At 59.8% G+C, this 21018-nt stretch carries 20 protein-coding genes; 13 read left to right on the top strand and 7 right to left on the bottom strand.

Annotated elements, in window-relative coordinates:
• Nucleotides 1-47: 47 nt before the first annotated feature.
• The 6 genes from ACSQ13_RS05500 (at nucleotide 48) to ACSQ13_RS05475 (ending at nucleotide 3818) form a co-directional block, all read left to right on the top strand.
• The gene (locus ACSQ13_RS05500; protein ID WP_295508775.1) at nucleotides 48-1451 is read left to right on the top strand and encodes a DegQ family serine endoprotease; all 1404 of its coding nucleotides are present in this window, start codon (nucleotides 48-50) and stop codon (nucleotides 1449-1451) included.
• Nucleotides 1452-1485: 34 nt separating this feature from the next.
• Nucleotides 1486-2028, top strand: a complete 543-nt coding sequence (locus ACSQ13_RS05495; protein ID WP_295508778.1) for a nucleotide exchange factor GrpE — start codon at nucleotides 1486-1488, stop codon at nucleotides 2026-2028.
• A 184-nt stretch (nucleotides 2029-2212) separates the two neighbouring features.
• Entirely contained in the window at nucleotides 2213-2620 is a 408-nt protein-coding gene (locus ACSQ13_RS05490; protein WP_295508781.1) for a c-type cytochrome, read from the top strand.
• Between the two features lie 23 nt (nucleotides 2621-2643).
• Nucleotides 2644-3000 carry a GerW family sporulation protein gene (locus ACSQ13_RS05485; protein WP_295508783.1) on the top strand — a complete coding sequence of 119 codons (357 nt, stop codon included), beginning with the start codon at nucleotides 2644-2646 and terminating at the stop codon, nucleotides 2998-3000.
• Nucleotides 3001-3006: 6 nt separating this feature from the next.
• A complete protein-coding gene (locus ACSQ13_RS05480; RefSeq protein WP_176250032.1) occupies nucleotides 3007-3576 on the top strand; it encodes a DUF2953 domain-containing protein in 570 nt (189 codons plus the stop codon).
• A complete protein-coding gene (locus ACSQ13_RS05475) occupies nucleotides 3549-3818 on the top strand; it encodes a hypothetical protein (protein WP_295508784.1) in 270 nt (89 codons plus the stop codon). The genes ACSQ13_RS05480 and ACSQ13_RS05475 overlap by 28 nt, the downstream gene beginning before the upstream one ends.
• A 49-nt stretch (nucleotides 3819-3867) precedes the next feature.
• Here ACSQ13_RS05475 and ACSQ13_RS05470 read toward each other — a convergent pair whose 3' ends face one another.
• Nucleotides 3868-8340 carry a chemotaxis protein CheB gene (locus ACSQ13_RS05470; protein WP_295508786.1) on the bottom strand — a complete coding sequence of 1491 codons (4473 nt, stop codon included), beginning with the start codon at nucleotides 8338-8340 and terminating at the stop codon, nucleotides 3868-3870.
• 480 nt (nucleotides 8341-8820) lie between these two features.
• On the opposite strand from ACSQ13_RS05470, the gene ACSQ13_RS05465 reads away from it, so the two are divergent.
• Nucleotides 8821-9057 (top strand): hypothetical protein, encoded by a 237-nt coding sequence (locus ACSQ13_RS05465; RefSeq protein ID WP_176250035.1) that lies wholly within the window; start codon nucleotides 8821-8823, stop codon nucleotides 9055-9057.
• Nucleotides 9058-9113: 56 nt separating this feature from the next.
• On the opposite strand, the gene ACSQ13_RS05460 is transcribed toward ACSQ13_RS05465, so the two are convergent.
• The 6 genes from ACSQ13_RS05460 to ACSQ13_RS05435 all read right to left on the bottom strand — a co-directional run bounded on the left by ACSQ13_RS05460 (nucleotide 9114) and on the right by ACSQ13_RS05435 (nucleotide 13675).
• Nucleotides 9114-9641 carry a universal stress protein gene (locus tag ACSQ13_RS05460; RefSeq protein ID WP_176250036.1) on the bottom strand — a complete coding sequence of 176 codons (528 nt, stop codon included), beginning with the start codon at nucleotides 9639-9641 and terminating at the stop codon, nucleotides 9114-9116.
• Nucleotides 9642-9822: 181 nt separating this feature from the next.
• Nucleotides 9823-10308: an Hsp20/alpha crystallin family protein gene (locus ACSQ13_RS05455; RefSeq protein ID WP_176250037.1), complete on the bottom strand. Its 486-nt coding sequence runs from the start codon at nucleotides 10306-10308 to the stop codon at nucleotides 9823-9825.
• Between the two features lie 147 nt (nucleotides 10309-10455).
• The gene (locus tag ACSQ13_RS05450) at nucleotides 10456-11145 is read right to left on the bottom strand and encodes an ATP-binding cassette domain-containing protein (protein ID WP_176250038.1); all 690 of its coding nucleotides are present in this window, start codon (nucleotides 11143-11145) and stop codon (nucleotides 10456-10458) included.
• Nucleotides 11146-11157: 12 nt separating this feature from the next.
• A complete protein-coding gene (locus ACSQ13_RS05445; RefSeq protein ID WP_295508792.1) occupies nucleotides 11158-12327 on the bottom strand; it encodes an FtsX-like permease family protein in 1170 nt (389 codons plus the stop codon).
• Nucleotides 12324-13547, bottom strand: coding sequence for an HlyD family efflux transporter periplasmic adaptor subunit (locus ACSQ13_RS05440; RefSeq protein ID WP_295508795.1), 1224 nt, complete (start codon nucleotides 13545-13547; stop codon nucleotides 12324-12326). The genes ACSQ13_RS05445 and ACSQ13_RS05440 overlap by 4 nt, the downstream gene beginning before the upstream one ends.
• On the bottom strand, nucleotides 13544-13675 hold the full coding sequence (locus ACSQ13_RS05435) for a hypothetical protein (RefSeq protein ID WP_435988228.1): 132 nt from the start codon (nucleotides 13673-13675) through the stop codon (nucleotides 13544-13546). The genes ACSQ13_RS05440 and ACSQ13_RS05435 overlap by 4 nt, the downstream gene beginning before the upstream one ends.
• Nucleotides 13676-13916: 241 nt before the next feature.
• Between ACSQ13_RS05435 and ACSQ13_RS05430 the strand changes: the two genes are divergently transcribed.
• From ACSQ13_RS05430 to ACSQ13_RS05405, 6 genes are all read left to right on the top strand, one after another.
• The gene (locus tag ACSQ13_RS05430; RefSeq protein WP_295508798.1) at nucleotides 13917-14318 is read left to right on the top strand and encodes a hypothetical protein; all 402 of its coding nucleotides are present in this window, start codon (nucleotides 13917-13919) and stop codon (nucleotides 14316-14318) included.
• A gap of 46 nt (nucleotides 14319-14364) precedes the next feature.
• On the top strand, nucleotides 14365-16596 hold the full coding sequence (locus ACSQ13_RS05425) for an efflux RND transporter periplasmic adaptor subunit (protein WP_308791275.1): 2232 nt from the start codon (nucleotides 14365-14367) through the stop codon (nucleotides 16594-16596).
• Nucleotides 16593-19772, top strand: a complete 3180-nt coding sequence (locus ACSQ13_RS05420; RefSeq protein WP_295508800.1) for an efflux RND transporter permease subunit — start codon at nucleotides 16593-16595, stop codon at nucleotides 19770-19772. The genes ACSQ13_RS05425 and ACSQ13_RS05420 overlap by 4 nt, the downstream gene beginning before the upstream one ends.
• 24 nt (nucleotides 19773-19796) lie before the next feature.
• Nucleotides 19797-20138 carry a copper-binding protein gene (locus ACSQ13_RS05415; protein ID WP_176250043.1) on the top strand — a complete coding sequence of 114 codons (342 nt, stop codon included), beginning with the start codon at nucleotides 19797-19799 and terminating at the stop codon, nucleotides 20136-20138.
• Nucleotides 20139-20206: 68 nt separating this feature from the next.
• On the top strand, nucleotides 20207-20632 hold the full coding sequence (locus tag ACSQ13_RS05410; protein ID WP_295508803.1) for a c-type cytochrome: 426 nt from the start codon (nucleotides 20207-20209) through the stop codon (nucleotides 20630-20632).
• Between the two features lie 22 nt (nucleotides 20633-20654).
• Entirely contained in the window at nucleotides 20655-21014 is a 360-nt protein-coding gene (locus ACSQ13_RS05405) for a copper resistance CopC family protein (protein ID WP_295508805.1), read from the top strand.
• Nucleotides 21015-21018: the final 4 nt, after the last annotated feature.

The following is a 21018-nucleotide window of genomic DNA, read 5'->3' as shown; positions in this document are numbered from 1 at the left end:
TCCGCATCCTGCTGGACCACAGACTGGAATATCAAAGGAGAAACGCAATGCCTGTTCGACTTTCCCGGCTTGGCCCCATCGCGCTGGCACTGTGCATTTTCACCTCGGGCCTTGCCGCGCCAGCGCTGTCACAAACCGCAGATCTCCCGCTTTACCGCAATGACCAGGGGCTGCCGACGCTGGCCCCCTTGCTGGCCAAGGTAACCCCTGCGGTCGTCAATATTTCGGTGGAAAGCCAGCAATCAACCGATCAGAACCCGCTTTTCAACGATCCGTTTTTCCGGCGGTTTTTCGATTTGCAGCCTTTGCCGCAACAGCCGCAGATGCGCCGGCAAATGAGCGCGGGTTCCGGGGTGATCTTTGATGCCGCCAAAGGCTATGTGCTGACCAACCACCATGTCGTGGAAAACGGGGAACGGATCACCGTGACCCTCAAGGACCGACGCCAGGTCGATGCAGAACTGATCGGCAGCGACCCCGGCACCGATATCGCCCTGCTGAGGATCGAAGCGGCAGGGCTGAGCGCGCTTGAGATGGGCGACAGCGACCGGCTGCAAGTGGGCGATTACGTCCTTGCGATCGGAAACCCCTTTGGCCTTGGCCAGACGGTGACATCGGGGATCGTCAGTGCCTTGGGGCGCAGCGGGCTGAACATCGAAGGCTACGAAGACTTTATCCAGACCGACGCCTCGATCAATCCGGGCAATTCGGGCGGGGCCTTGGTGACGCTGGACGGTCGGCTGGTCGGGATCAACACGGCGATCATCGCGCCGTCGGGCGGCAATGTCGGGATCGGTTTCGCGGTGCCTGCAAACATGGTCAATGCCGTCGTCAGCCAGCTTATCGAATTCGGCGAGGTCCAGCGTGGCCAGCTTGGCGTGATGATCCAGGATTTCACCCCCGATCTGGCCGAGGCCTTGGGCGTGGATGCCGGTGCCGGTGCCGTGGTCACGCAGGTCGAACCCGACAGCCCCGCCGAAGCGGCGGGCGTGCAACCCGGTGATGTGATCGTGTCTGTCGATGGTCGCCCCGTGGCCAGCTCTGCCGATCTGCGCAGCCAGATCGGGCTCAAACGGTTGGGTCGGCGCATCGAAATCGGCATCCTGCGCAACGGCGAACTGCTGACCCTGCAAGCGGCATTGCACAAAGGCCCGCAATTCGGGCCAAAGTTTGGTGAACCTGCGACGGGGCGGCTTTCCGGGGCCAAATTGCGTGACCTGCAATCAGGCGATCCGCTTTATGGCGATGTTTCCGGTGTTGTTGTCATGCAAGTCGACGTCGACAGCCGCGCGGACCGCTCGGGGCTGGAAGCAGGCGATATCATTCTGGCGGCCAATCAGGTCCCCGTCGCGTCAGTTGCCGCCTTGCGCCAGCAACTTGCGTCCATCGACGGCGCGCTTGCCCTTACCATTCAACGCGGATCGGCCCGTCTATTTCTGCTTATCCGCTGATCTGCACATCCCAAAATCACGATAGGAACCCGCTATGGCAAAGAACACAAACACCCCGACCACTGACACATCTGCGTCAGGTACATCCCATGCCGCCACTCCCGATCACGCGGCAGAAATCGCGGAGCTGACGGACAAGTGGAAGCGTGCCCTTGCCGATGCAGAAAATGCCCGCAAGCGCGCCGACGCGGCCCGAATGGATGGCCGCGAACATGGCGTTGCCCTTGCCGTCGAAGCCCTTGCCCCCGCCTATGACGACATCTGCATGGCGATCGAGGCCGCACGCGCCAGCCCCGATGCCGACACACCGCAGGGATCGGCACAGCTGGAGGGTCTGAACAGAACCAAGGCCGCCTTCGAAACCGGCCTCAGGGCGCTTGGCGTCCGGCAGATTGCCCCCAAAAACACCCCCTTCGATCCGGTGCTGCATGAGGCCCTGCAAATGGAAGAAAGCGACAAGACCGAGCCGGGTCAGGTTCTGCTTTTGCATCGTCACGGATTTGCGATGGGGCAGCGGCTTATCCGGCCGGCGCATGTGACTGTCAGCGCGCGCCCCGGCACTCCGCCAAAGGAGTAATACCCCTAGCGGATCACGCCGACGCGTTTGATGTATGTCAATCGCGTCGATCCGCAGACGGGCTAGTTTTTACCAAGGCGCAGTTTGCCTTGCGCCTTGGTAGCAGACGCCCCGGAAAACGGACCTATTCGACCATCTGCACAGACTCGAAACCGGCACAAACCATCACAAGGAGGAAACCCCGATGAGAGTCAGAAATGCTTTAATCACAGCGGTTGTTCTGGGAATGGCCGCCACCACCGGTGCCGTGGCCCAAGATGAATCCGGCGAGGCATTGTACATGAACGCCTGCGCGGTCTGTCATGGCACAACAGCCGCCGGAGACGGGTCGCTGGCCGAATTCATGAATGTTCCCGTTCCCAACCTGCGTCAACTGAGCCAGAGAAACGACGGTATCTATCCGATGCTCGAAGTCATCCAGACCATTGACGGGCGTTCGGGTATTCGGGCGCACGGGTCGGAAATGCCGTTCTGGGGCAACCTGTTTAAAGCCGACGCCGTTGATGATGGCGGGATGTACGGCAGCGAAGTCATCGTGCGCGGCCAGATGTTGTCGCTCGCCCTTTATCTCGAAGAATTGCAGGAAGAATAGGAAAAATTACAAAGGAGAGGCTGATGGAAGACGTTGAAAAACTGTTGAAAAACACGGTCCAGGAGTTGGACCAACTGCTCAATGCGAAAAACGTTCTTGGTGACCCCATAGAGCGCGAAGGCGCGACGGTTATCCCGATTGTCAGCTATGGCTTTGGGTTTGGCGCGGGCGGCAGTGCCACCCAGAAATCGGGCAGCTCGGCGGGAACGGGTGCAGGTGGCGGGATCAAACCCCTTGGTGCGATCATCTTTGACCAAGACGGTGCCCGTGTTGAATCCGTGAAAGATGCATTGACCAATATCACCCAGATCGCCGCCGAGGCCGCCACCGATGTTTTGGGCAAGATGGCGACCTCAAAAGGCAAGCCGGACGCCAGTTGACCCGCCATGGCGTCGCTGATCACGATCATCCTATGGCTCGTGCTGGTGATGCTGGTTCTGGTCGTTCTGGCCGTGGTCACCCCGGTCTTGGCCAGCGTGCATCTGACCACATCGCCGCACCTGTCCTACCGGGTAGAGCTGCGGGCCTTGGCCGGGTTGGCCCCCCGCATCCGGCTCACCGGGGGGCTGCCAAAAGCCATGGCCGTCGAAACGGCTGCGAAACCGGCCAGGTCAAAGCATCATAAAAGGCCGGAATTCGGGCGCGCAAATCGCGCCGCAATCCGGCACATCCCGTTGTTGATAAGGGATATTTTACGGCGCATCCATCTGGTAGAACTTCACGTCGATGCAGAGTTTGGTCTTGGCGACCCTGCCGATACCGGGCAGGTTTACGGGCTGTTAATGCCCCTGAAATATTCAGGTCTTTTGCCCCGATCGGTGTCGCTGGACTTGCGGCCGGATTTCACCGAAACCTGCCTGTCCGGTTGCCTCACGACGGTTTTTCGCGTCACGTTGGCGGCCCTATGCGTTCCGATCCTGGGGTTCGCGTGGCAGATATACGGGCCACGCCGATGACTGTGGTTCTGGATCAGACGATGACACTGGGCCCGTTGCGGATATCTGTGCTGGCCGAATGTCGCGTCATGACTGGCCACGCGAAGGGCGCTGTTTTCGTTTCCGCACAGAAACGGCCCGTTGCGTTTCTGATCAAGCAGGATGCGAAACTGGCGGCCTTCGGGCCCGAGGGGAGACCCATGTCGCGCGCAGAAATCGAAAGCATGTGCGCCGGCGCGTGGCAATCAGCCCTCACACCCTAAGTGCCCCGATACCCCTGCCCCCACACGCGCAGCCACGACGATCCTCGCTTCAGTCCAGAAGCTCGCGCAATGTACGGCCCAGTTCATGCAAAGCGTAGGGTTTACGCAATATCGGATGGTCAATTCCGCCGCTTTCCCCGTTCGGTTCAATCCCTTTTTCATAGCCGGTGGTCAGCAAAATCTTGATGCCGGGCCGCAAAGCCAAAGCCTGCTTGGCGACGTCAAAGCCCGTCATCCCGCCCGGCATGACAACATCGGACAAGACCAGATCGATATCATCGCGCTTGTTCAATATCTCGATGGCCTTTGGTCCGTCCGGGGCCGCAATCACCTTGTAGTTCAATTCCTCAAGGCGGGTCACGGTCAGGCGGCGGACGTTTTTGTCATCTTCAACCACAAGAATTGTCTCGGTCCCGGTTTGCGAAGCTTGCTGGAAAGGATGGGTTTCCATATCGGCCGCAGGGCCGTCGGTGGCGGGCAGAAACAGCTTGAAGGTCGCGCCCTCGCCGATCTTGCTTTGGATCGTGACATGCCCGCCCGACTGTTGTGCAAAACCATATACCATGCTCAACCCCAGCCCGGACCCGGCACCGGGGCCCTTTGTGGTAAAGAAGGGTTCGAACACATGCGACTGTGTTTCCGGTGTCATCCCGACGCCCGTATCGGTCACAGACAGGCAGACGTAATCACCCGGCGTCACATCGACCTGCGTTGCGGCATCGGATTCATCCAGCGTGACATTGCTTGTCTCAATGGTAAGTGTCCCGCCATCGGGCATCGCATCGCGCGCATTGAGCGCAAGGTTCAAGATCACGCTTTCGATCTGACCGGGGTCCGCCACCGTCGCAGCCAGATCATTGGCAAGCCGCTTTTTGATCTCGATCTTTTCATCCAGCGTCCTTGTGAGGATCGGCAGCATGTTTTTGATCAGTTCGTTCAGCGCGATATTTTCCGGCGCAAGCAACTGCTTTTTCGCGAAAGACAGCAACTGGCTGGTCAGGGCAGCCCCCATATTTGATGCCTCCAACGCCTCTTTCACCAGCTCATGCAGCTTAGGGTCATCTATGCGCATCTCAAGAAGTTCGAGATTGCCAATGACGACCGTCAACAGATTGTTGAAGTCATGGGCCAGACCGCCCGTCAACTGGCCCACGGCCTCCATCTTCTGAGCGCGCTGCAATTCGGCCTGGCGTTTTCTTTCGGTTGTCAGATCATGGATGATCCCCAGAAAATGGCGCGCACCGTCAATCTTCAGTTCGGACACGGTCAGCCGGATCGGAACCCGCGTGCCGTCCTTGCGTTGGGCATCCATCTCGCGACCTAACCTGACGGTCTGCTTTTCTCCGGATTTGACATAGCGCTCCAGATAACCGTCATGATCGCTGCGGTCGGGCTCTGGCATCAGCATCTTGACGTTCCGGCCCAGCACCTCCGAGGCCTTGAAGCCGAAAATACCCTCCGCTCCGGTGCTGAAAGTGCCGACAATGCCCTGCTCGTCGATTGTCAGGATCGCCTCGGGGGCCGCATCAAGAATGGCGCTCAGCCGTGCCTCGCGATCCAGAATGGCCTGTTCGTTGGATCGCTTCTCGGTGACGTCTTCGACGGCGAGCAGGATCGCCGCCTCCTCCGCAGGGGATCCCACCACCTTGCGCGCGTTCAGGATCATCTCGCGTCTTCCAAGATCACCGACATTCAACGCCAGTTCAAAGGCCTCTACCGTCGTTTTCTGGGGCAGGACGTTTTCCATCAGTTGACGCAGCTTTGGCGCATCCCATTGCCGGTCCTGGATGGAAAACAGATTTTTCCCGATAATATCAGCCGGTCTGGTGGCAAACACACGGTTGAACGCACGGCTGGCAGCAAGGATATTCAGGCCGCTGTCAAGCACCAGCATTGGTTCACGCACGGTGCTGATGATGCTTTCGGAAAACTCGCGGGCGGCCATGGATTCGCGCTGCAAGGCCTTGAGGTCGGACACTTCGGAAAAGGTCACCGCGACGCCACTGATCTTGCCGCTTTGTGTCCGATAGGGATGGATGCGCCGCACGTACCACCGCCCGTCATCGCTTTCGACTTCGCGTTCGGCGGGGATCAGTGTTTCGAGAACTTTCTCGGCATCCTTGAGCAGATCGGGATCCTTGACCTTGGCAGTGATGTCACTGAACAAACGCCCGGTGTCTTTGCTGATCAGGTTGAACAATTCGCGCGTCGCAGGCGTGAACAGCATGATGTTAAAGTCAGTGTCCAGAAACAGCGTTGCAATGCCCGAACTGGACAACAGATTGTTCAGATCGTCCGATGCCCGCCGTTCGTCGTCGATCTTTTCCTGAAGCTGGGTGTTCAGCGCAGTCAACTCTTCGTTCCGCGATTGCAGCTCTTCCTTCGAGGTTTCCAGCTCTTCGTTGGTCGACTGGAACTCCTCGTTCATCGACATTGCCTCTTCGTGGGCAGCCTTCAACTCTTCGGTGGACAGCTCGTAATCGCGGATGGTTGTGCGCAGCTCTGAACGGGTGGTTTCAAGCTCTTGCTCGACCCTGCGAAAAGCCTCTGCGTTGCGTTCGTCAGGGGGGGGCGCAAGGGGGCGTTTGGGTTGGTCGGCAAAGGTCACCAGAAACAGCGTGGTATCGTCCAAAGTCACAGGATGGACCTGGATCGTGACCCCTATCCTTTTGTTGCCCCGTGTGATTGTGCCGCTTTCCTTGGCCGCTGTGCCGTCTGTGCGCGCCGTCCGGATGGCGTTGTTCAAGGAGGCGCGCAGCCCCTGCCGCGCCATCGCCAACAAATCACGGCTTATTTCGCCCGATGGCACCCGAAGGTACTCATCCATTGACCCCTCGAAATACAGCGCCTCGGACTGGGCGTTGATAAGAACGGCCGCGGGGGCATATTGCTCGACCAGAAGGTTGCGGCTTAGCTCAGACAGCTTATCGCCCCCGACGGGGACGAGGTTCCGTTTCTGGGCAAATACGCCACTGTGAAAAGAGCGTTGCACAATCGGCAGATCGACGCCGCGCCTGCGCCCGTGGCCTACCCGAATATAGACACGGTATTTATTCGACATCGGCTCGAACAAGGCGTCCTGACTGCCCGTTGTCTCGGACATCCCCAGAAACAGGATACCGCCGTCATTCAACGCGAAATGAAACATCTTGATGACGCGTTCCTGCGCACCGGGCGTCAGATAGATCATCAAATTCCGGCACGACACCAGATCAAGCCGCGAAAAAGGTGCGTCAGACAGGATGTTGTGATTGGCAAAAACGACTGCATCGCGCAGCTCTGGCGACACGCGGTAGCTGTGGTCTTCCTTGGTGAAAAACCGTTTTAGCCGGGCCGCTGATACATCATCAGCGATGGAATCCGGATACACCCCGTTGCGGGCTGTTGTGAGGGCGCGTTCATCGACATCCGTCGCAAAAATCTGCAACTTCACATCCTTGCGCAATGCCGACGCTTTTTCGATCACTAGCATCGCCAGTGAATATGCCTCTTCGCCCGTGGCGCAGGCTGGCACCCATATCCGCAGCGGCTTTCCCGCCTCGTGCGACCGAAGCAGCCCGTCAAGCAGGGTTTTTTCGATGTAGTCAAAGGCGTCTTTGCCCCTGAAAAACGAGGTCACGCTGATCAAAAGATCCGCGCACAGGCCCTGCGCCTCTTCCGAGGATTCCTTTAAAAGCGCGAGGTATTCTTCTGAATCCGTAATATGCCTGAGCGCCATGCGCCGCTCGATCCGGCGCAGCAAGGTGCCATCCTTGTAGACGTTGAAATCAATCGGCGAATGGGCTTGCAGAACCTTGATGATCTGGCCCAACGACCCTTTGGCATTGTCGCCAAGGGCTTTTTGCGCCTTATCCTTTTGGACAAAGGGATGACGGATGTAATTGGTGATAATGTCGGGCATCTTGTCGATCTCGACAATATAATCGGGCGCCCCGGTCGCCATCGCGCTGCGCGGCATCCCGTCAAGCGCGGCCTCGACGGGGTCTTGCACCAAGACGATGCCGCCGTGTTCCTTGATCTCGCGAATGGCCGCCGACCCGTCACTGCCCGTTCCCGATAGAATGACAGCGATGGCGTTTTTGCCAAGGTCTTTGGCAAGTGATTTCAGAAACAGGTCGATCGGCAACCGCGTGCCGCGACGGTCCGTGGGTTCCGAAAGATGCAGCACGCCTTGCCTGATCTCGAGGTAATTGTTGGGCGGAATGACATAGACATGATCTGCCTGAATGGGGCTTTGGTCCTCGGCCAGCACCACGGGCATCTTGGTGTGTTTTGTCAAAAGATCAGCCATCAGGCTTTTGTGATCCGGGTCGACATGATGGACCAGAACATAGGCCGCGCCTGTGTCGGCAGGAATAACGTCAAAAAACGCGCTGTAAGCTTGCAACGCCCCGGCAGAGGCCCCCAAGCCCACCACAGGGATCGTGGTGCGCGCATCCGGTTTTGCCACGGCTTTGGCAACAGCCGGACGCGCAGGCGTCGATTGGCCCTGCGCTCCTGTTTGCTTGGACTTTCGCGCCATAACTTCCCAAACTCCTGCCAAGGGCATCGTGCTGCTTTGCTACACTATCTCGAAAAACCAGGACACGGTAAAGTGGAGGCTTGGAACACGCGCATATCGATTGACAGGCATCAATTCCGAGAAGTCTAGGTTACCGGATATTTTAACTAGATATCAGCCGCTTGTCGACCACTCTGCGTGCCTGTCAGCCAATCCCTTTGTGGTCCGGGGTGCTGCTTTGGCAACTCTGGCCAGCCCCCGCGCATCCGCGCCTCAACAGCTTGAGGACCATTTCGCGATCAATGGGGCATAACCGCGTCCAAAGCCCCCGCCCAAGGGCATATCTCCGCAAAACGCGCCGGTTTTTGCCAATTGCGTTGAAGATCGTCGGCAATATCCTGCCTTTGCCCGCGCGAAATTCCAGGCTTTTGATGCTGATCATTCCGCAGACAGGATTCACTGCAATTTGTATCCTGATTATGGCTGCCGTGGGACCTGCACATGAATGATAAAGACACTTCCCATATTTCTAGACTGGAATCCGGCAATGCGGCCCCATCGCCGCATGCACAAGTACCGCCCAGGATCTGCCCGCATATCGCCGAGCTTGGCGCAATGCCAAGACGGGTTTTGGAAACCTTTGTTGATCTGGGTTTGTCGGATGGCGAAATCGCGCGCTATTTCAAAATTCCCGAAACCAGCGTCAGCAAGCTGCGCAAAATCTGGCGCATCCACTGATTAGCCGAGACCCCTTGCGTTGACCACCCGACCCCGGGCGCGCGCCCGAAATCGGGTTACTTGACCACCACAACCGTCTGCGTGGCGTTGTGAATTACCTTTTGCGAAACACTTCCCAAAACAGCGCTTCTGATTTTCCCCAACCCTCTGGAACCGATCACAATCATATCGGCCCCCGCCTCGTTCGCGGCATCCAGAATTTCTTCGGCATGGTCGCCCAACCGCACCGATCCGGTGACGTTTTGCGCACCCAGTGTTTTGCAGCGCTCTTTTGCATTGGCGACCAACTGGTCCCCCAACGCCGAGATCACCCGCGCTGACCCACCATCCAAGGCACCCTGCCGCAGCATCTCGGCGGGCCGCCCGTCGGGCAGCACAAGCTGGAGCGATGGGCTGGTTTGAACCTGCTTGACCAGATGTTCGACCTCGGCCATCCGGACCAGTTCCTGCGGCGGGCGACCGTGCATCAGGACGTGAACGATCTTCAGGTCAGCCCCGAGTTTTTTGGAAAACTCGCAAGCCGTTTCCAAAGCCCGCCGCCCGTTGTCAGAGCCGTCATATGCCAGAAGGATATTGTGAAACATGGGTCCGTTCCTTTGTGAAAATCGGGGTGTTCAGCATGGTTGCGCTGCGACACCAAACCGCCGGTTGCAGGCCGTGCGTGTGGCCCTTGGCAGAATGCAACTCTCTGCCGACCCATGCCCGACCTGTAGCATTGTCCTTGAATTAGGGTGGCCCCGCCCCTGCGCAGCCACCCCCGGAAATCTACTTGTCGTAGCCCACATTGATTTTCTTGGTCTTTGTGACGGCTTCCGGCGGCTTGGCAATTGTGACCTTTAAAACGCCGTCTTTCACCACGGCCTCGACCTTGTCGGGGTCGATCGTGAACGGCAATGTCATCATGCGCTCGAACGATCCCGAGGTGCGTTCAATGCGATGATAGGCGCGGCCTTCCTCGTCGCCTTTCTCTTCTTTCTCGGTTTTCTTTTCGCCCTTGATGACGATGCGGTCGCCGGTCACGGACACATCGACATCTTCTTCGGTCAGACCGGGCAATTCGGCGGTGATGGTGAATTCCTTATCGGTCTCGCTGACGTTCGAGCGCACCAACACCTTGTTCGCACCGGTGAAAATGCCGTCGCCAAAATCGTCAAACAGGCTGTCGACTTCTTTGCGCAGGGCGAAAAAGGGGTTAACGGCGGGGTTCTGGTTCCTGATCCAATTTGCAGGAAGAAAGTCTTGGTAGGACATGTGAAGTCTCCTTATTACTGGCTAGGCTCTTCATCGTCTAACAAGCGAGACGTCGCGCCGATTGAGCAAAATCAAAAAACGCAATCCATTCGGGTAAAATTCATCCGCCCGCAGGCCGGGGGAATGAATTGGCGGCATCACAAAACCCTAAAGCGTATCATCCACAATGCGCCCGTCCTCCAGGGTGATGACCCTGTCGGCCTGATCAAGGATGCGGTTGTCGTGGGTGACCATGACCGTGGTGGTGCCGCGTTCATGGCCAAGGCGCTTGATCATCGCCACGACATTCGCGCCGCTTTCACGGTCCAGCGCGGCTGTGGGTTCATCGGCAAAGATCACATCGGGGTTGCCCACCAAGGCACGCGCCACGGCGACCCGTTGTTTCTGGCCGCCTGACAAATTGGCGGGCAGATACGCCAGACGGTCCCCCAGCCCGACCAGGTCCAGCACATGGTCCGCCGCAGCTTCGGCCTGACCGGCGGACAATCTGCCATGAACATCCAGCCCCATAATCACGTTTTGCTGCGCGGTCAGGCTTTCGTGCAGGTTATGCGCCTGAAAGATGAACCCGAGCCTTCGGCGCAGGCTCGTCAGCAGCGTCGGATGCGCGCCGTGCAATTCATGCCCCAACAGATGCACCGACCCGTCCTGCACCTCGCGCAGGCACCCCAGCAGCGTCAGCACGGTGGTCTTGCCAGACCCCGATGGCCCCACAAGAACCGTCAGGCTGCCGCGCGCCACGGTCAGGTTCACATCGAAAACCGCCTGTTTGCGGGCCTCGCCTGTGCCGAACCAGTGGTTCAGCCCCGTGACGGCGATCGGATCATTGCTGCCCATTGCGATACCCCATCAGAACAGATCGGCGGGATCAGCGCGCACCAACCGCCGCGTGGCGATGGCCCCCGACAAGGTGCAGGCGATCACGGTGCCCACAAACACCGATGCGGCCATGCCAAAGGTCATCTGCAAAGGCAGCGTGGTCGCCGCCGCCATGCCGGTCAGGATCGCCGTTCCCACAAGGAAACCCGGGATAAACCCCAACACCCCAAGGATCAGCGCTTCCTCCAGCACGATGCCAAGGAAGAAACGATGGCTGTATCCCATCGCCTTGAAGGTCGCGTATTCGCGCATGTGGTCGGACACATCAGTGGACAGCACCTGATAGACGATCACGATCCCCACCAGAATGCCGATGATCACGCCAAAGCCGAATATGATCCCCGTGGGCCGTTTGGTTTGCTGGTAGGACAGGTCTTCCTGCGCGGCGGCGGCAAAGCTGCGCACCCGCAAGCTCTTGTCCGAGATCAGCCCCGCCAAACGCGCGGCAACCGTGTCGGGATCAGCCCCCGCAGCGATGCGCAACAAGATATGATCGGGGGCCGCTGAGGTGCGCGCCGGAAAAAGCCGCAAAAAACTTTGGTCGGACAGCATCATATAGCCGTCACCGCCAAAGCCCCCGCCCCCTGCGAATGTGTCGAACAGGGTCAATGTTTCGCCCGACACCTCAAAGGACAGCGGGGTCTGGGGGCGGATCGCGGCGGCCACGTCTTTGGGCAGGCCACGGCTGAACCGGTCCAGCAACCCCGCCCCCGGCAATTGCAAAACCGCCGCTTTGCCAGCGATTGCGGGGGCAAAAAAACCGATCGTCGGGTCAAGCCCATAGGTCGTCAGGCCCAGCGTCTTGGTCGGGCGTTGCCATGATACGTTTCCGACAAAGAGCCCCGCGCCCGAAACCACCTGCGGATCGCCAAGCGCCTGAAGCAACCATTGCCGTGCGACATTGCCGCCCTCGGTCATGGAATTCGCATCCCCAGACGATATCATGATGTCGGCGTTGAAAAATCCGTAAGGCTTCATGGTCGCGGTCGCCATCGAATTCATGATCCCCAGTTGCACAAACACCAGCACATTGGCGAAGGCCACACCGGCAAGGGCGGCGGCAAAGCGCGGGCGGCTGTGGGTCAATTGCAGCCAGCCAATCGGCAAACGTCCCAGGATCGCGCGCAACAGACGTTTCATTTCACCACGGCCGCGTGGGTGTCGATACGGGCGATGACCTCAAGATTGGTAAAGCGCGATGCCAGCAGGGATGACGCCGCATCCAGTTCGATCAACACGCGGATCACCCGTGCATCGGTATTGGCCGCCGTATCATCCGACACCAACCCCTGCCGTCCGACCGTCAGCCCGATAAAGCTGACCCGCCCCTGAAATGTCCGGCCAAGCGCAGTCGAGACCAGCTCCACCGGTTGGCCCTTTTGAACCTGAACGATCCGGTCCTGATAAATCTCGGCCTCGGCCATCATGTGATCGGTATCGCCGATTTCCATGATGCCGTCTGCGGGCGGGCGTTGCCCCGCTGTGGCGTGGATGTTCAACACCGTCCCCTTGATCGGGGCCAGCACATCAGCGCGTGCCAGATCACGCCGCACGCGGGTCAGATCGGCCTTGACCGCATCCAGATTGCGCGCCGCCACGATCACATCGGGTTGCTGGTCCACCGCCACGGCGGCAAAACGCGCAAGGGTCGCTTGGGCTTTGGCAACCGCAAGCGATGCCTGCTGGCTGGCCGCCGATGCCGCATCCAATGTGCTGCGGGTGGCAACACCGCGGTCAAACAGCGCGCGGGTGCGGGCCAGATCGGTTTCCGCCTCGGTTGCCGCGCTGCGGGCCTGATCCAGCGCCGCCTGCGCTTCGTCACGGCTGTTTTGGACACTTGCACGGGTCTGCACCAGCGCGGCCTCGCGGATGGCAACCGTGGCCTCGGCCAGCAGAACCGCACCGGCCAGCACGTCGTGATTGTCCAGCCGCGCCACCGGCGTGCCTTTTTCGACCCTGTCGCCTTCGGCCACCAGCAGTTCCGCCACCCTTGCATCGCCCGCACCAAACGGAGCCGCCACGACCGACACATCGCCGCGTGGCATCAGCCGCGCAAGCCCCACCACATCGGTCACGCGCATGGTTTCGACCATGTCCTGAGGCAGATCAATGTCGGGCGGCAGCGCGATCGGGGACGCAGACCCGCCGCCCGGCTGCAACCCTGTCAGCGCATAGAATTTTTGCAGGCCCGGCGGCTGGAAATACATCCCGATCACCGCACCGGTAAACAGAAACACCGGCACCAGCAGCACCAGCAGATAGCGTTTGCGAAACCAGCCACGTGCCGCGACGCCTGCGGGGCTGCCCCCGTTATGATTGATGATTTCCAAGGGCAGTCCTGTATCGCTTTTATCGCTCATTCCATGCCTCGTCGGCTGGGCAATCGCCCCGCAAATTCATGAAAAACCGGGCGAAACGCTGATGGTCCTGACAGAATTCCCGACGCGGCTTTGGCGGGGCCAAGGTTCACAGCGAAAGTATGTTTCATCTCGGTGTCCTTTGGGACGGGGGTGGATCAGGCGCGGCTTTGCTCTGTGCCAAGGCCCTTTGAACGTCTCCGACGTCCCTTGATTGATGCGCCAAATACATTCGCCCATCTGAATTTGTCTTTGACACAGATCAACTTGGCCGGAAAAATGCTGCCTATCGCGCGAAATGTTTCACCCCCGCCGCCTTTGATCACAAAGTTCTCACTTGAATTCCGCGCGCGCCAAAGAGATTAAGAGCGCATGAATGGTGATTTGCACAAATCAGGACCTTGGTCCAAGCTGCGCGGGATAGGATCGTTGGTCCTTGTCCTTGCCTTGCTGATGAATGCCATTTTGCCAAGCGCCGCTGTGGCTTCGCAGGACGCGCCAACGCTGCACCAGATGGCATCCGGTCCGATGGATCATTCGGCGATGGATCATTCGTCGATGGCACCTGCCGCGCAGAGTACGATACCAGACCACAGCGATCACGAAAATCCGGTGCATTGCATGTCCTCGGTCTGCTGCTTCCAGGAAGCCTCGCTGCCTGTCGCCTCGGTCGCGTCAGACGCATTCCTCACGAATGGCCAGCCGTGTGATTATCACAGCGGCCTGCCCTCATTCCCCCGCGAGACAAAAGACCGCCCTCCTCAACAGATTTGATGAATTTCGGGTGACTGCCCCTGCTTTGCGGGCAGCACATTTGTGATTGATCAAACACGGCTTCGCGAACGAGGCCGGTGTCGAGGTGACCATGCGTGGACGATATTCAGCCCTGAGTGTTCTTGCACTCTCTGTCGGTGTGGCAGGTGGCGTATTTCTGGAAAGACTGTATCTGAACCCGTCCGAAATGGCCGGAAACGGAGCGGATGAAATCTTGTATTGGGTCGCCCCGATGGACCCGAATTTCCGGCAACCCGGCCCCGGGAAATCACCGATGGGGATGGATCTGATCCCTGTGATGGCGGGGCAGGAACCGTCGGGCGATCCCGCAGAAGTGACGCTGTCGCGCGCCGAGATCAACGCCATCGGGGTGCGCACGGCGATTGCACAGACCGCTGAAATCTCGCCGCGCATCGAAACCGTGGGCTTTGTGCGCTATGACGAACACCTGACCAGCCATGTTCACACCCGCGTTGACGGCTGGATCGAAAAGCTGAACCTGCGTGCTGTTGGCGATCCGGTGCGCAAAGGCGATGTGCTGTTCGAGATGTTCTCGCAGGTGATCGGGTCGTCCTCGGGGGATCTGATCCGCGCGCTCGAGGCCGGTGACCGCCGCATTGTTGACGCCGCCCGCAGCAAGCTCGGCAGTCTGGGCATGTCCGAACAGCAGATCAAAAAGGTTGAAGCCAGCCGCGAAATCGCCCGAAATATCCAAGTGCTTGCCCCGCAGGACGGTGTTGTCATTTCGCTCGAGGCCGCAGAGGGCATGTATTTGCAACCCGGCGTGAGGGCGATGTCGCTGACCGATACCAGTGCGGTTTGGCTGGTCGTTGATGTGTTTGAACGCGATATCGCGCGGTTGACCGATAACATGCAGGCAGTGGCGCAGTTCGAACATCTGCACGGGCAGGTCTTTGAGGGCAAAGTCGATTATATCTATCCCGAACTTGACGCAAAGACGCGGACCTTGCCGGTGCGTCTGCGCTTTGACAATGCAAATGGCCTGCTGCGTCCCAATATGTTTGGCACCGTCACCCTGACACCGAACCAGTCGCGCATGGCGCTGACCGTCCCGACCGAAGCGATTATCCGCACAGGGTCGGCCGAACGCGTGATCCTGAAAACCGGCGAAGGCACGTTCAAACCCCGCCTGATCACCACCGGCCTGCGCGACAGTTTCGGCGAAGGGGGCCGGACCGAAGTTGTACAGGGTCTTGCCGCCGGAGAAGAGGTTGTGGCCTCTGCGCAATTCCTGATCGACAGCGAAAGCGCGCTGAATGCGGGATTGATGCGCATGGCCCCGACCGATGCAACACCTGCACGCGGCACCGGCACATTGGTGGCGCTTGACGCCAAGACGCGGGTCGCCACGATCCGCCACGGCGCGCTCGAGGCGCTGGACTGGCCTGCCATGACATCGCGCTTTGCCATCCGTGCCGACCTAGCCCTTGATCGGCTTGCGGCGGGTCAGGACGTTGCCTTTCAGGCCGCGCGCGGTGCCGATGGCCTGCTCAGCCTGATCGCCCTTGGCAGCGACGATGGCATTGCTGCCACTGGCATGGGGCGTGTTCTGGCCGTGACAAGCGACGGCAAACTGACGATGGCCCATGACCCCATTCCCGCCTTGGGCTGGCCTGCGATGCAGATGGACATGGATGTCGCGGGAATTGATGCCGCCGATGTGCCGCTTGACCAGCCTGTGGAATTCGACCTGTCCAAGGGCGAAGACGGGTTGTTCACCATTGTTGCCCTGCGCAGCGACGCGATGCCTGAAGCCGTGGCTGAACCAACGCCTGAACCTGCGGCCCCACCCATCGTGGTTTCCGGCACGATTGATGCAATAGACCCCGCCACCGGAATGGCGACGATCACCCATGGCCCCATGACCCAGATCGGCATGCCGGGCATGACGATGGGCTTCGCCGTGGACCCCGCGCTGGATACGGCTGCTCTGGCCATCGGCCAGAAAATGACCCTGACATTCGCGCGCCCTGATGGCATGACCATGATCCTGTCGGCAGCCGACCCTGCCGCCCCGCCAATCGAGGTGACAGGCACGATCAATACCGTTGATCCGGCCGCAAGGATGGCGAACATCACCCATGGGCCGATGATGGATATCGGGATGCCCGGCATGACGATGGGTTTTGCCGTTGATCCTTTGGTCGATCTGGCCAGCCTGCCGCTGGGTCAGGAAATCAACCTGCTTCTCAGCCGCAATCCTGATTTCTCGATGACGCTGGTCGGGTTCGCCAAACTGTCGGGGGCGACCCAATGATCGCCGCCCTGATCCGCGCCTCTATCGCGAACCGGGTGATCGTGATTGCCTTGGCGCTTATGATGGCTGTGGCGGGGGTCTGGGCCATCCGCACGACCCCTGTGGATGCGATCCCCGATCTGTCGGACGTGCAGGTGATTGTGCGCACGTCCTATGCCGGTCAGGCCCCGCAGGTCGTCGAGGACCAGATCACCTATCCCATTACCACCGCGATGCTCGCCGTGCCGGGGGCAAGCGACGTGCGCGGCTTTTCGTTCTTTGGCGACAGCTATGTTTACGTCGTCTTTGAAGACGGCACCGATCTGTATTGGGCGCGGACGCGGGTGCTGGAATATCTGGGCCAGATCACCGCCAATCTGCCCGAAGGGGTGGCCCCCCAGCTTGGGCCGGATGCGACCGGTGTGGGTTGGATCTATCAATATGCCCTGATCGACCGCAGCGGCGGGCATGATCTGGCTGAACTGCGCACGCTTCAGGACTGGTTCCTCAAATACGAATTACAGACCGTCGATGGTGTCTCCGAGGTGGCCACGATCGGCGGCATGGTCAAGCAATATCAGGTCGTGGTCGACCCCAACAAACTGCGCGCCTATGACATCCCGCTGGCACAGGTCAGGGCCGCCATCCAGGGCGCAAACCGCGAAACAGGCGGCAGCGTGATCGAGATGGGAGAGGCCGAATTCATGGTCCGCTCGACCGGCTATGTTGACGAATTGGCCGACATCGCCAAAGCGCCGTTGATCGTGAACGCGCGCGGTGCCGCCATCACGCTGGGCGATGTGGCCGACATCCGGCTTGGGCCGGAAATGCGACGCGGTGTGGGTGAATTCGAGGGCGAAGGCGATGCCGTGGGCGGCGTGGTGATCCTGCGGTGGGGCGGCAATGCGCTGACCACGATCAAGGCCGTCGAGGCGCGCATAGACGTCTTGCGCGCCAGCCTGCCCGAGGGCGTGGAGATCGTGACGACCTATAACCGCGCAGGCGTGATTGAGCGCGCGATTGAAAACCTGCAACACAAGCTGACCGAAGAATTCATCGTGGTTGTGCTGGTTTGCGCTGCGTTCTTGCTGCATTTGCGATCATCGCTGGTGATCCTGCTGTCGCTGCCCTTGGGTATCTTTGCGGCGTTTATCATCATGAAGCTGCAAGGGGTGAATGCCAATATCATGTCGCTGGGCGGCATTGCCATCGCGATTGGCGCAATGGTGGATGCGGCGATTGTGATGATCGAAGCCATGCACCGAAGGCTTGAGACCGAAAAGCTGACCAACAAGAACCGCTGGCGCATCGTGACCGAGTGTTGCGAGGAAGTCGGCCCCGCGCTGTTCTTTTCGCTCGCCATTATCGCGGTCAGCTTTCTGCCGGTGTTTGTGCTGGAAAGCCAGGAAGGCCGGCTGTTCAAACCGCTCGCCTTTACCAAGACCTATGCCATGGCCGCTGCCGCGATCCTGTCGATCACGCTGGTGCCGGTGCTGATGGGGTATTTCGTGCGCGGCCGGATCATCCCCGAACGCAAGAACCCGCTCAACCGGCTGGTGATCTGGGTCTACCGCCCCTTTCTGGATGCAGCGGTTGCGTGGCCGTGGGCGACGACCGTTCTGGCAGGTGTGCTGGTGGCGTCGATGGCGTGGCCCTTGCAGCGCATCGGGACCGAATTCATGCCCGAGCTGAACGAGGGTGATTTTCTGTACATGCCCTCGCTTTACCCCGGTGTGTCGATTGGCAAGGCGCGTGAGGTGCTGCAACAGACCGACCGCCTGATCGCGACCGTGCCCGAGGTGCTGACCGTGCATGGCAAACTGGGCCGCGCCGATACCGCCACCGATCCGGCCCCCTTGACCATGATCGAGACGACGATCCAGCTGAAACCCGAAGCGCAATGGCGCGCGGGCATGACGATGGACAAGATCCGCGCCGAATTGGACCGCGTCGTGCAGATCCCCGGTGTGACCAATGTGTGGATACAGCCGATCAAGAACCGGATCGACATGCTGGCCACGGGCATCAAAACACCGGTGGGGGTGAAAATATCTGGTGCCGACCTTGGCGTGATCGAACAGATCGGGATCGAGGTCGAACGCATCACGTCCAAAATTGACGGCACGACCTCGGCCTATGCCGAACGTCCCATCGGCGGGCGGTTCATCGAGATCAACCCCAACCGCGACGCCGCCGCCCGTTTTATGATGAGCGTGCGCGACATTCAGGACGTGGTGCAAACCGCGATCGGGGGCATGCAGGTGTCTGAATCTGTCGAGGGGCTGGAACGCTTTCCGATCAATCTGCGCTATCCGCAAGACTGGCGCGACAGCCCCGAACGCTTGCGCGATCTGCCGGTGGTCACGCCGTCGGGGGCGCATGTCCCTCTGGGGGCCCTGGCCGAGATCAGCATCGTTGACGGTCCCGGCATGATCCGGTCCGAAAACGCACGGCGCACGGGGTTTGTGTTCATCGACATCGCGGGCCGCGATCTGGGTGGCTATGTCGACGAAGCCCGCGCCGCCGTGGCCGCCGGTGTCACATTGCCGGCCGGCTATTCGATCACGTGGTCGGGGCAGTATGAATACATCCAGCGCATGCAAGAGCGGCTCAAGCTGGTCGCGCCTGCAACCTTGCTGATTATCACATTGATGCTGTTCATGGCATTCAACCGTGTGATCGAAGTCGGCATCATTCTGGCCGCCCTGCCCGTCGCATTGGCGGGGGGCGTGTGGTTCTTGTGGTATCTGAGCTTTGACATCTCGGTCGCCGTTCTGGTGGGGTTCATCGCCCTTGCCGGTGTCGCGGTCGAGACCGCTATCGTCATGCTGCTCTACCTCAACCTGTCATGGGAAAAGCGCCGCAAACTGGCCGCAGCCGAAGCGCGGGCGATGACCCCGCTGGACGTCGAGGAAGTTGTCTTTGAGGGCGCATTGCTGCGTGTGCGCCCAAAGGTGATGACCGTTGCCACGATCTTTGCCGGGTTGATCCCCATCATGTACGGCACCGGCACCGGATCGGAAATCATGCAACGCATCGCAGCCCCGATGCTGGGCGGTATGGCAACCGCCACGCTGCTTACGCTTTTCGTCATTCCGTCGATCTTTGTGATCTGGAAGCGGCTGGCCCTGAAACGGGTCAACCGCAGTTTGTTGCAGCCAGACGGCATCGCCGCAGCTGCCCACCCCGCCGAATAACACCCCAACCCGAAAGGACGATTTATGAAAACCCTCTCTCTCTTGATTTCTGCACTGACCCTGACCGCGCCCATGGCGATGGCGCAAACAAACCATTCGACCATGGACCATTCCAACATGCCGATGAGCGACGCACAGATCGAAGGCGCGGTTCACGCCAAGGCCATCGTCAATGCCATCGGTGACGGCACCGTCAATGTCAGCCACGAACCGATCCCCGAAATCGGCTGGCCTGCGATGACGATGGACATGGCCCTGACCCCCGACGCCGTCATCGACGGTGTTGCGCAAGGCGATGAGGTCATCTTGATGCTGATCAAGGGCGCGGATGGCATGTATGCCGTCAACGCCATGATGCCGGAATAAACAAACACGCGGCTGGCCGGGGTTATTCTCCGGCCAGCGCCCCTTTGAGTGAAATGGAAGACAGCACAATGCGCATCAAAATCGCCGTGATCACCGCCGCCGTTGCGACCCTTGGGGGCCTGTGGCTTTTATGGCCGACAGCGTCAGAACCGGTGGCCGAAACCACGCCGGGCGGTCCTATGGTCACCGTAACCCTGCCTGCATCACTGAGCACGCGCGAGAAGATGGGCGAAACCGCATTCAACGCCAGCTGCGCGGATTGCCATGGCACCAACGGTGCCGGACGTGACGGCATCGCCCCGCCGCTGATCCACAAGATTTACGAACCCGGTCATCACGGCGATATATCCTTTGAGCGGGCCGCCCTGTACGGGGTAAAATCGCACCACTGGACTTTCGGCGACATGGCCCCGGTCAAGGGGCTGACCGCCGCAGACATCGGCACAATCGTGGCATATGTTCGCGCGGTGCAACGTGCTAACGGTATCAACTAGACTGTTTTAAAAGGAATTTGCCATGAGACGCCCCATAACACTTGCCGCGGTTTTCCTGTTTGCCCTGACCTTTGCAGCGGGCCAGACCGCCGCACATTCCAAAAAGCAGGCGACGGTGCCAGCGGATGGTGCGGTCCTCGCAATATCGCCCGAAACCATCGCCATGACCTTTGACATGCCCCTTCGCGTGACCCTGATTTCCTTGCGCGACCAAGACGGTACGGACCACGCGTTGACACGCAGCGATAACATGCAACCCGTCAGCGATTTTGCCGCCACACCGCCCGCGCTTTCGGCGGGTGCATACACGGTGGAATGGCGCGGTCTGGCAGCGGACGGGCATCCCATGCAGGGCCAGTTCAGCTTTAACATCGCCGAGTAGAAGG

It is taken from the genome of Sulfitobacter sp. SH22 (assembly GCF_965641905.1).
In the GTDB taxonomy this organism is placed as follows: domain Bacteria; phylum Pseudomonadota; class Alphaproteobacteria; order Rhodobacterales; family Rhodobacteraceae; genus Sulfitobacter.
This window is presented reverse-complemented; position numbering and strand designations above follow the sequence as displayed.

Coding starts and splice junctions, on each gene's coding strand:
- ACSQ13_RS05415 (WP_176250043.1), top strand. CDS start 19,797: ATGAAAACCCTCTCTCTCTTGATTTCTGCACTGACCCTGACCGCGCCC.
- ACSQ13_RS05405 (WP_295508805.1), top strand. CDS start 20,655: ATGAGACGCCCCATAACACTTGCCGCGGTTTTCCTGTTTGCCCTGACC.
- ACSQ13_RS05500 (WP_295508775.1), top strand. CDS start 48: ATGCCTGTTCGACTTTCCCGGCTTGGCCCCATCGCGCTGGCACTGTGC.
- ACSQ13_RS05450 (WP_176250038.1), bottom strand. CDS start 11,145: ATGGGCAGCAATGATCCGATCGCCGTCACGGGGCTGAACCACTGGTTC.
- ACSQ13_RS05455 (WP_176250037.1), bottom strand. CDS start 10,308: ATGTCCTACCAAGACTTTCTTCCTGCAAATTGGATCAGGAACCAGAAC.
- ACSQ13_RS05480 (WP_176250032.1), top strand. CDS start 3,007: ATGGCGTCGCTGATCACGATCATCCTATGGCTCGTGCTGGTGATGCTG.
- ACSQ13_RS05445 (WP_295508792.1), bottom strand. CDS start 12,327: ATGAAACGTCTGTTGCGCGCGATCCTGGGACGTTTGCCGATTGGCTGG.
- ACSQ13_RS05440 (WP_295508795.1), bottom strand. CDS start 13,547: ATGAGCGATAAAAGCGATACAGGACTGCCCTTGGAAATCATCAATCAT.
- ACSQ13_RS05420 (WP_295508800.1), top strand. CDS start 16,593: ATGATCGCCGCCCTGATCCGCGCCTCTATCGCGAACCGGGTGATCGTG.
- ACSQ13_RS05495 (WP_295508778.1), top strand. CDS start 1,486: ATGGCAAAGAACACAAACACCCCGACCACTGACACATCTGCGTCAGGT.
- ACSQ13_RS05465 (WP_176250035.1), top strand. CDS start 8,821: ATGAATGATAAAGACACTTCCCATATTTCTAGACTGGAATCCGGCAAT.
- ACSQ13_RS05435 (WP_435988228.1), bottom strand. CDS start 13,675: ATGAAACATACTTTCGCTGTGAACCTTGGCCCCGCCAAAGCCGCGTCG.
- ACSQ13_RS05410 (WP_295508803.1), top strand. CDS start 20,207: ATGCGCATCAAAATCGCCGTGATCACCGCCGCCGTTGCGACCCTTGGG.
- ACSQ13_RS05485 (WP_295508783.1), top strand. CDS start 2,644: ATGGAAGACGTTGAAAAACTGTTGAAAAACACGGTCCAGGAGTTGGAC.
- ACSQ13_RS05460 (WP_176250036.1), bottom strand. CDS start 9,641: ATGTTTCACAATATCCTTCTGGCATATGACGGCTCTGACAACGGGCGG.
- ACSQ13_RS05470 (WP_295508786.1), bottom strand. CDS start 8,340: ATGGCGCGAAAGTCCAAGCAAACAGGAGCGCAGGGCCAATCGACGCCT.
- ACSQ13_RS05430 (WP_295508798.1), top strand. CDS start 13,917: ATGAATGGTGATTTGCACAAATCAGGACCTTGGTCCAAGCTGCGCGGG.
- ACSQ13_RS05490 (WP_295508781.1), top strand. CDS start 2,213: ATGAGAGTCAGAAATGCTTTAATCACAGCGGTTGTTCTGGGAATGGCC.